At 46.8% G+C, this 9784-nt stretch carries 8 protein-coding genes; 5 read left to right on the forward strand and 3 right to left on the reverse strand.

The annotated features are described in order from the left end of the window. Window positions 1-21 precede the first annotated feature (21 nt). From QUB70_RS08040 to QUB70_RS08050, 3 genes are all read left to right on the forward strand, one after another. On the forward strand, window positions 22-138 hold the full coding sequence (locus QUB70_RS08040; RefSeq protein ID WP_039887172.1) for a photosystem II reaction center protein I: 117 nt from the start codon (window positions 22-24) through the stop codon (window positions 136-138). 435 nt (window positions 139-573) lie between these two features. Continuing rightward, the gene (locus tag QUB70_RS08045) at window positions 574-3102 is read left to right on the forward strand and encodes a DUF3769 domain-containing protein (protein WP_332979503.1); all 2529 of its coding nucleotides are present in this window, start codon (window positions 574-576) and stop codon (window positions 3100-3102) included. A 5-nt stretch (window positions 3103-3107) separates the two neighbouring features. Then, window positions 3108-3857, forward strand: a complete 750-nt coding sequence (locus QUB70_RS08050; RefSeq protein ID WP_332979504.1) for a hypothetical protein — start codon at window positions 3108-3110, stop codon at window positions 3855-3857. Window positions 3858-3888: 31 nt separating this feature from the next. Here the strand turns inward: QUB70_RS08050 and QUB70_RS08055 are convergent, their stop codons facing one another. Next, window positions 3889-4401 carry a phycobiliprotein lyase gene (locus QUB70_RS08055; protein WP_332979510.1) on the reverse strand — a complete coding sequence of 171 codons (513 nt, stop codon included), beginning with the start codon at window positions 4399-4401 and terminating at the stop codon, window positions 3889-3891. Between the two features lie 713 nt (window positions 4402-5114). Here QUB70_RS08055 and QUB70_RS08060 point away from each other — a divergent pair. Beyond that, a complete protein-coding gene (locus QUB70_RS08060; RefSeq protein ID WP_332979505.1) occupies window positions 5115-7352 on the forward strand; it encodes a hypothetical protein in 2238 nt (745 codons plus the stop codon). Window positions 7353-7782: 430 nt separating this feature from the next. Beyond that, window positions 7783-8418, forward strand: a complete 636-nt coding sequence (locus QUB70_RS08065) for a helix-turn-helix transcriptional regulator (protein WP_332979506.1) — start codon at window positions 7783-7785, stop codon at window positions 8416-8418. Window positions 8419-8481: 63 nt separating this feature from the next. Here QUB70_RS08065 and QUB70_RS08070 read toward each other — a convergent pair whose 3' ends face one another. Both QUB70_RS08070 and QUB70_RS08075 read right to left on the reverse strand, forming a co-directional pair. Then, entirely contained in the window at window positions 8482-8991 is a 510-nt protein-coding gene (locus QUB70_RS08070) for a hypothetical protein (protein ID WP_332979507.1), read from the reverse strand. A 234-nt stretch (window positions 8992-9225) separates the two neighbouring features. After that, on the reverse strand, window positions 9226-9555 hold the full coding sequence (locus QUB70_RS08075; RefSeq protein ID WP_332979509.1) for a hypothetical protein: 330 nt from the start codon (window positions 9553-9555) through the stop codon (window positions 9226-9228). Window positions 9556-9784 lie beyond the last annotated feature (229 nt).

Genomic DNA, 9784 nt, shown 5'->3' on the forward strand with positions numbered 1-9784 from the left:
CCATCTTTGGAGACTCCCACAGTGCTAACCCTCAAAATCGTAGTTAATGTAGTTGTTTTATTTTTTGTTTCCCTGTTCATATTTGGATTTTTGTCCAATGACCCAGCCCGGAACCCCAACCGCAGAGACATGGAATAAACAAGCTATCTCGGCCGCTTGCTGGGGGCACGCCACCGCAGCCCCTGCAACAGCCGACAAACCCGGAAAAATTAGTCGAACAAAACTTGACCGAAAGCATCCAGGATACAAGCCCCCCGGATTCATCCGTGTAGAAATAAAAAACCTGTATCCGATAAAGGAGCCCCCGAATCGATCCGTGGGGTCAATGCTTCAATCTAAAATCTAAAATCTAAAATCTAAAATCGATTGACCTCGCACCATCCGCGAGGTTATCTTGTGGCGAAAGCAAGTTCTGAAAGTTGCCATCTTCCGGCGCGCCAAAGCCACTGCAAATTTTAGATGTCAGATTAATGTTTAAACAGTTGCCTTTTAGATGCAAAAATTATCAATAATTTGCACCTTATAAAATCTAAAATCTAAAATCTAAAATCGGATGACTCACCTGTTTTAACTATGCCCTATCCGGTACCGCCGCCAGAACCCCCTGCCATCATCTACATCGCAAAACCAAAAAAAGTCGCCCTCGCTGTGGCGGCCGGCGATGGAGACACCCGCAGCAACCCCGCAGAAATACCGGAACCAAGCCCAGATATCGTTCAGCCACCGCAGCCAACGGCCCAAGCAGAACCCGCAGCAGCACTCCTCGGCACCACCGCAGCCACGGATAGGCCTCCAGAAATCGCAGACCCCCTAGCCGCCGTGGAAAGCGGCGACGCAGTGGTGGGATTTCAGCGTCGGGCCCCTGCGGGAGAACCCGAAACTGCGGAAACTCCGAAAGATTCCTCGTTTACTGCTTACCAATTGGGTTCGGTAGAAAATGCCGTTGCCATTCGCAATCGGAAACGAACCGCAGAGGGGCAGAAACAACAGGAGAGAAATCTTGTCGAAAAGCAGGAAAGTTGGTATCAGGCCCAAGGCCGGCAGTTAGAAGATAACTTTCCCGAACCTGCGGAGATTCCCGTTCCAGAACCCGCGCCAGAACCAGCACCCAGCGGGCAACAGCAGTTCGACATTCCAACTCCGGGAACGACCCCCGCACCCAGAACACCCGCTGCGCCGACACCGAAACCTAAACCAGCCGCGCCGGGAGTCCGCACCCCCCCCGCAGGGCGGACGGTGCCGTTTCCGGTGAGTCCGGCCGATACTATTGAAGTTAAGGCCGACAGCCAAGAATTCGACGACAAGCAGCAAATTGTGACGGCGGTTGGTAATGTGGTCGTGCGGTTCCGGCAAACTGTGATTGATGCCGATCGAGCGATCGTCAACTTAGTCACCCGCCAAGTGGTAGCATCCGGCAATGTCGCCTATACCCGCGGCCAACAAGTAGTGCGCGGCCAGCAGATGGAGTTCAATCTCGGCCTCAACAGCGGCGCAGTCGAACAAGCCAGCGGCGAAATATTCCTGCCCGCCGCAGGTAGCGAATTGACCCCCACACTGCCGACGGATATCAGTGCCGGGACGATTCTCGAACAGCCTCTGAGCGATCGAATTACCAGCCAGCAGCCCCTGCGCGGAGTCAAATCCCCCGGCGCTGCTACAGTCACTATCGGCGGCGGCGGACAGCTAGCAGCCCCCCAAGTTATCGGCGCCGTCAACCGCATCCGCTTTGAAGCAGACCGCATCGAACTGCTGCCAGACGGCGCGAGGGTAGCAACCAACATTCGGATTACTAACGACCCGTTTTCCCCGCCGGAATTTGAATACAGGGCTCGGAGGGCGACGATTAGAAGGATTTCGCCCACGGCTGAGGAATTGGTCACAAATTCGCCCCGCTTGGTGTTCGACAACCGCGTCAAAATACCCGTGTATCCCCGCAGGCAAGTGTTTGACAGCCGACAGCAGAACGGCCCGTGTTTGACCTTTGGCTACGACGGGGGGGACAGAGGCGGTTTGTATGCCGAGTGCGGTTTTGAGGTGTTGCAAAACGGGCCCGTGCGGCTGACCCTGACGCCCCAAATTTACCTCCAGCGGGTCGTGGCAGAGAACGGGGGCAATCCGTTTTCTCCCGACAGCTACGGGCTGAAAGCGAGGTTGCGCGCTAGTCTCGGCCCGCGCACCAGCCTGGACGGGTCGGCAATATTTCTGAGTTTTGAGAATTTCCCGAATTTGCCGGAAGACAGCTTTCGGGGCAATTTGCGCCTGCGGCAGTCGATCGGCACTCACTCTCTGGCAGCAGAATACAGTTATCGCGATCGGCTGTTTAACGGTTCTCTGGGCTATCAAACCGTGCAGAGCAGTCTCGGGGCAGTCCTCACTTCCCCAGTCATCCCACTCGGAGGCACGGGCATCAATCTCAGCTACCAAGCCGGGTATCAATTTATCAATGCTGACACCGATCGACCAGACTTGCTCGAACCAGTGCGGGAAAACAACCGCATCGATCTCGGCCGCGCCCAAGCCAGCTTTGCCTTAAGCCGCGGCTTCATCCTGTGGGAGGGCGAACCGCTGCCCCGCACTCCCACCCAGGGTTTGAAGTATACGCGGACGCCGGTGGTTCCTTTCTTGCAACTGGCCTTGGGAGTCCGGGGAGTTGGCACTTCTTACAGCAGCGGCGATCGACAAAATTCCCTCGCCGGCAGCGTCGGCATTCAAGGGCAGTTCGGTCATTTCTCCCGCCCTTTCCTCGATTACACTGGGTTTAACGTGACTTATACTCAGGTGGGACGGGACGGTATATCGCCGTTTTTATTCGATCGCTTAGTAGATTTGAAAGTTCTTTCTTTTGGACTTGTCCAGCAAGTTTACGGAGGGTTTCGAGTCGGGTTTCAAAGTGCTATTAATTTAGAGAGCAGGGAAACAATCAGTACGAATTACACTTTAGAATACAGCCGCCGCAGTTACGCAATTATTTTGCGTTTTAATCCTGAGCGTCAAGTCGGCAGCCTGACTTTTAGAATTAGCGACTTCAACTGGAACGGCACTCCCCAACCTTTTTCCGGGGACGCGCGAACTGTAGAAGGAGGCGTGCGTTTATCCGATTAATTCAATTGGCTAATGGGGAATTGGTCATTGGGAATTGGGAACCAACAGAAAACAGAAAACAGTCAACAGTCAACAGACAACAAATGACAGAAGTGACGGCAATATCTGCACAAGCAGCGGCTCTGCTGGTTCACTACGGTTTTGACCTAGGTGGCAAAAAAGCCGAGAAATTGGCGGGTGAATGGCTGACCAAGTATCCCGGCTATTGGCTGCGTTTAGCAGTGGTTGAAGCGCTTTATCAAGGGCGCTACAAGGCTGTTTCTGTCGGACAGCTATTGAGTATGTGGCAGCGGATAGGCCAACCGCTCTATCATTTCAATCGCGAGTTTGAACGCTTGGTCTGCAACAATTTTCCTCAAGATTTAACCCTTGAAAGAGATGCTCAACAACAGCAGCAAGATATACTTTTCTCGAACCAAGAAGCGGAAGTCGGTGTCGCAGAGTTAGATTTGCTGCCGTCAGAGCCCCAGATCGATCGCGCGTCCGATGATGCAGAAGTCCCGAACACAGAGACCCAGGAAACCGAAAAATTACCCGCCGACGACGATCGCACAAGAGAAAATACAGAAGTTGTAGTATATGAAGATATGGCTATTAACGCCCTAGCCGATCGAGCCGAGGTCGATCGCTTCTCAGCCGATAAACCTGTGGCAAAATCATTCCCAGTTGTCAAACACACTGATTTTCACACCAAGTTAAAAGCCGTTGCCCGAGAAGGCCGAAGAAAGAAGGGAGAAAGCAGAAATAAGGTGTAAACTTTGGGCATTAGATAGTTGTCGATCGCCGTTAACTTTTCGGACTCCCTCCCATCCGAATTTCCGAACAAAAAGATGCTTGTTCCTTACCGTTAGCTTGCTTGACAACGCTAGTCCGAAGCCGCAGGTTGGGCATGAGATACCACAGCCTTTCTTCGGCATGGATGGTGTCTGATTCTGTAATCAATGTCAGCACATCGTCGGCGCCCATCACGTAGCGGCTGTTTCCCTTGTCTTGCAACACTTTGCCAACGCTTGGATTGTCGGGATTTGGTACGATCGCTAGTATTGTAGAACCGATTTGTTTAGCTTTGTCGCGATCGGGAACACCATCCCAACTAATCCGAACGCCCCTGAGTCCAGTTGAGTCCGGGTTAATCGAGTGGTGTTGGCAAAGTTTGACGACTGCTGCATCGTTAGCTGTCAGCATTTCTATTTTGAGGTCAGATTTACCTGCTTGCAATTCCCCAGAATTGAGATTGTGTACGGTACGCTGGGAAAACCATTTGCCTGCACTTAACTCGAAAAACTCGATAACGTCCATGAAATTTGTCTCTAAACTTAAATACTTTTTGATTTGCGATCGCGACTTGCGGGCTAGGGAGTCAGAAACCCGGTTTCTTCCTGCACACCTAGCGGCCAAACCAATGATTTTGGCTAGAAACCCAGTTTAATAGTGCAAGTCCTATTCTATATTTTAAAGGAATGGGGCGCGCCTGCAAAACTTTCCGAGAGCTTTGAATGATAGCAGATTGCAGGTGCGGTTGAGGTACGAAGCCCAACCGGCGGGACACCTGCCTCGCCGATGCAGCCCTGTTGACCAGAAAATTAGAGCATCCGGCCTCGTGTTTCGTGATAAAAAGTCTTGTTAGCACATCAAACTAGGATTGCCGCACATCAAAATTTTTAGCTTGAGTGTGTCGATCGACAATCATCGCCCAAAGAGCAGCTATGTTAAGAAAAACAACGATATATGTCAGCTATTGTCGATCGGTAAATTTGGCGCTGTTGAGTTGAATTATATTGACAGCGGTTTACTTGAATCGCAATCCTTAAAAATTATCCAAGCAGACTCGGACTAAAAAACGAGCAATCCATCAACCATCACCAAACCGAGGGCGACACCAGGCGTAGCAAATAGCATTCAAATATGCCATGCTAAGTCAAGAGGTAAATCAAGAGAAAAGATTCTCGATCGGGTTTCCGGCAGGGTACAGCTAGCGATCGTATACATTTGAAAAAGACATCCGTAAATTTATGAGCGAGTTTACACAAGGGCTGGATAAAATGCAGCCCGCAGAACAGACGCACTACCTGGGAATCCTGCCAAATCAGCTAGCAGCGACTTCAGACGCAGAAAAATTATACAGCTTACTAACAGATTACAATTTTATTGAAGCCAAGCTGTCAGCATCGTCCGTACAGGCGCTAATAGAAGATTACGATTTAGCCACAAGTCCAGATATTATAACCTCAGACCAAAAAGCCGACCAACTCAAATTAATCCAAGAAGCAATTCGGCTTTCGGCCCACATTCTAGCTAAAGACCAAACCCAACTAGCCGCCCAACTAATTGCCCGCTTGATGCGCTTTGAAATTCCCGAAATTCAAGAACTACTAGCCCAAGCAAAACAGCAAAAAAAACCCTGGCTGCGGCCTCTAACACCCAGCTTTACCCCTCCAGGCGGGAGATTGCTGCGCACCCTCACCGGACATACAGATTGGGTACAAGCTGTAGCGATCGCCCCCGACGGCAAGCGGGCAATTTCTGCGTCCTCCGACCACACTCTCAAAGTTTGGCACTTAGAAACAGGAGAAGAACTTTCAACCCTCAAAGGTCATCTTACCTACGTCAATGCTGTAGCTGTCACGCCCGACGGCACCAAAGTAATTTCCGGTTCTTGGGACAATACTATTAAAATTTGGGATTTAGAAATTGGAACAGAAATATTGACATTTGCAGGCGATAGTTTTGCCGTAGAAGCTGTGGCGGTTACTCCCGACGGCAAGCGAGTAATTTCTGGTTCTTGGGACGGCAGCATAAAAATTTGGGATTTGACAACAGGGGCAGTAATTTTAAACCTCAAAGGTCACAGCAGTTTTGTCCAGTCCGTAACAGTAACTCCTGATAGCAAACGGTTGATTTCCGGGTCTGGCGACAATAGCATTAAAGTCTGGAACCTAGAAACGGGAAAAGAACTTTTTACTCTCACCGGTCATGCAGATTGGGTAAAAGCAGTAGCAGTTACTCCCGACGGCGAACAAATAATTTCCGGCAGTTACGACGGAACTGTTCAAGTCTGGAGTTTGTCAGAAAGAAAGAAACTTTTTACTTTAGGAAAACACGGAAGTTTCGTTCAAGCTGTGGCAATCAGTCCCGACGGCAAACGAGTAATTTCGGCTTCCGGCGACAAAACGCTAAAAGTTTGGAATCTGGATACAAAACAAGAACTTTTTACTTTTACCAATCACATCGCCCCAGTCAATGCTGTGGCTGTTACCCCCGACGGCAAGCGGATAGTTTCTGGTTCCTCTGACAAAACTCTCAAAGTTTGGCACTTAGAAATAGGAAAAGAAAATTTATCATTTGCAGGTCACGATGACTGGGTAAATGCTGTAGCAGTGACGGCGGACGGTACTAAAGCGATTTCCGGTTCTGGAGACAACAGCATTAAAGTCTGGAATCTTGAAAACGGACAGGAAATTTTTACTATTTCCGGTCATAAAGATTGGGTAAAAGCGATCGCAATAACAGCGGATAGCCAGCGAGTAGTTTCGGGTTCCGGCGACAAAAATGTGAAAGTTTGGAATCTAGAAACCGGACACGAAATCTTTACTTTCACGGGTCATACAGACTGGGTGAATTCTGTGGCAGTGACTGCGGACGGAAGGATGGCGGTTTCCGGTTCTGGAGACAAAACTATTAAAGTTTGGAGTTTAGAAACAGGAGAGGAACTTTTTACTTTTTCAGGTCATGAGGACGGGATAAAAGCTGTGGCAGTTACTCCCGACAGCAAGCGGATTATTTCGGCTTCCGGCGACAAAACTCTGAAAGTTTGGAGTTTGGGGAAAGAAAATAATATTTGGGCAAATGTCTGGAATTTAGCTGTCAAAAATCTACTTTTCACTCTCAAAGGTCATGAGAGTTTTGTGAATGCTGTGGCAGTGGCGGCGGATGGTAAATGGGCGATTTCTGGTGGGCGGGAAAACAATCTGAAAGTTTGGGATTTGTCAAGTAGAAAAGAAATTTTTACTTTGGTAGGTCATGCGGATGCGATAACATCTGTGGCGACTGTGGGAAATAAAGCGATTTCTGTTTCGGATGACAATACTCTCAAAGTTTGGGATTTGTTGAGTAGGAAAGTAGTTGCTAGTTTCATGGGAGATAGTGCTTTGAAAGCTTGCGCTATTGCACCTGATGGGGTGACGATTGTAGCGGCGGAAGCTTCGGGACAGGTGCATTTTTTGAGGTTGGAAGAGGGAATTAGTCATTAGTCATTAGTCATTAGTCATTGGTCATTGGTCATTAGTTATGAGTCATTAGTCATTAGTCATTAGTCATTAGTCATTAGTCATTAGTCATTAGTCATTAGTCATTAGTCATTAGTCATTAGTTATTATGCCGATCGCACTTTTGCTAAAATTTAAAAGTGCGATCGCCCGTTAGCGAAGCCCGCCCCTACGGGGGCTACGCCAACGAAGAGGATCGACCTTTGCCCCAATCTAGTTTACAATTATTCCGGGTCAATACCCATCGATCGCAGTCTGTCTGCTAGCACAGCAGCCCGCTGGCATTATTGCTATATATTTATTAAGGTGGAAACCATAATTAGGGCTTGCTGAAAAAGTGTACGTAGTGGAAAAACGAGGCTACACAGCTTGAAAAATCGTAGGTTTATTGCTAAATTCCCAAATTTAGCCAGAGATGAACAACGAAAGTGCAAGGGTTTTGAGCATCTATAATCCTATAACTTGCACTTGTTCGAGCTTCAAAAGCTTGAACCCCTTATCTGCTAGGCTTTCTACTTTTATTCAGCAAGCCCTAATTAAAAATGAAAAACAGTATGAATACAGCCAAGAATGCGATCAAAAATTTGCATATTCTATTAGATCGTTAGACCAAGATGAGGAACTGAAGAAAACCGACCCCGATGGTTGGCAACTTTCTCGCGATGTCAAACAATCTCACCTGATGGCTTTACAAGCAGAAATTGTTGAATATGAAAGACTTATTAATTGTGACAAAATCCAGCCAATTCAAATTCAAGTTGAGAGCATAAATAAACTATCAGATGCTTTAATTAAAGCTAGAATAGCAGCCAAAATCAGTCAGCAAGAATTAGCTCAAATACTAGGAATTGGAGAGCAGCGAGTTAGGCAGTATGAGGACACAGATTATCAATGTGCCAGTTTTGTAGAAATCCTCGAAGTTAGTACAGTTTTGGGCGTAGAATTTGAAACGGCTGTGATGCGGGTAGATTTTGAGAAAATAGAAGCTGTTAAAGAAAGTGCAGAAAAATGGCGAAAGGAAAAAGTGAGTAGGATGGCTAAAATCTCATAAATTTTAATAAAAGATTGAAGCAGTCTTCGGCTGCAACAAAGTGTTAGTTTTATAGCTGCAAACTCAAATAACCATGATATACAGATACCCGTTCTGATAATTTTTTTTATGGCTCCTTGTATACTTAGCTAGGTAGTTACGTAGCTCAAGGACTTCTTTCAGTCCCGAAACATACAAACCATTTTCTTCCGAAAGAAAAGTATCTGGAGAAAATTTTGAGCAACACATCTGAAGATACTCTGTAAGTTGAGTGCAAAATTGATTGAGAACTGTTTCATTTAGTTCTTTTGATTTACAGATATATGCTTTACCAGACAAACTTCTCAAAGCAGGAGATATGTTAATTGAATTTTGTTCAGATAGTTGTTCTCGTTCGCTGGGATTGTCAATGCCGTTTTTTTCCTGATTCTGAATACTTTTAGGTAAAGCTTTCTCAATGATACCAACCTCTTCAAATGACTTGATGAAAGACTCGACAATTTTTACAACATCAGGAACAGATATTGCCATCGGGGTGTCAGCAAATTTCTCTGGATCATAGAGGATATGCGAACCTTCTTTTGTTAATTCCACTGAAAAATTTAGAGTATACTTCATGAGTCTTGAGGTTTTTTTATCTAGTCACTATTGTGATTCTGATACCGTATGAATTAACTGCCTCAAGTGCTGTTTTCGTAACGGAACGACATCGAATAATAATTTCCGTTGCGTCCGGGACAGCACGAAGTTGAGCACCTACAATTCCATCTAGCGTTGGACGATCTAGATGACGATTCTTAAACTCCAGCGCAATTTTTTTCTGAGCCATTAGTAGTCACCACTGATAAGGATATTCCTGATTCGACCTGCTACATTATTTGCACCTCTTTCAGTTGGGGTAACAATATGAATAACACAGTCAATACCACCATCTTTGCCAAAACGTTTATCGATACTCTCTGGTGTAAGTGGCGTGCCTGAAACATCTGTAAATTCGACAGTCTCAAAATTTTCTAGCCTTTTCATTAGGCCTTTTAGCTCATCATGCTCGAAATTGTAGCCCATTCGACTGGGCGTTAATTTCACTACTGGCTCGAACTGCTTTTCGTTAGAGAAATGGAACAAATTTTTTGCCCACCCTACTACCAGTTGAATCATAACAGTTGACTCCTAAAATGCTTTAACTAAAACCTATTGTTCCCGAAATTGAACTGTGACTACCATCATTAATCAGGAAATACTGAGCTTTAATGTTTGCTGAAGTCGGAGATAAAGCACAATGAAGTTCTTTCTCCCTATCAATGTGAATCCTGACGGGGTGACAGGTTGCCTGAAAACCAGACAGCCCGGCAATCCTAGACAAATCGCCTCAAAAAAGATAGAGTAA

This window comes from Microcoleus sp. A003_D6, from assembly GCF_036702825.1.
In the GTDB taxonomy this organism is placed as follows: domain Bacteria; phylum Cyanobacteriota; class Cyanobacteriia; order Cyanobacteriales; family Microcoleaceae; genus Microcoleus.